At 66.5% G+C, this 254-nt stretch carries 1 pseudogene; it reads left to right on the top strand.

What is annotated here, in order from left to right:
• Nucleotides 1-254: pseudogene (locus KVT32_RS30730) on the top strand (RNA polymerase sigma factor RpoD); the annotation flags it as partial.

Here is a 254-nt window from a genome sequence, read left to right as displayed (position 1 = left end):
CGCGCCCACTTCATCAAGGTCTTCCCGGGCAACGAGACCGACCTGGAATGGGGCGACCGCGAAGTCGACTGCGCCTACCCGTACAGCGCGGTGCTGAGCCGTAACCTGCCGGCGATCAAGGAGCTGCAGCAGCGCATGATCGACCTGCAGGCGCGTGTGGCGCTGCCGCTGGCCGACCTGCGCAAGATCAACAAGCAGATGGCTGCCGGCGAAAAGCGCGCGCGCACCGCGAAGCGCGAAATGACCGTCGCCAA

This window comes from Achromobacter sp. GbtcB20, from assembly GCF_019091095.1.
In the GTDB taxonomy this organism is placed as follows: domain Bacteria; phylum Pseudomonadota; class Gammaproteobacteria; order Burkholderiales; family Burkholderiaceae_B; genus Achromobacter; species Achromobacter mucicolens.
This window is presented reverse-complemented; position numbering and strand designations above follow the sequence as displayed.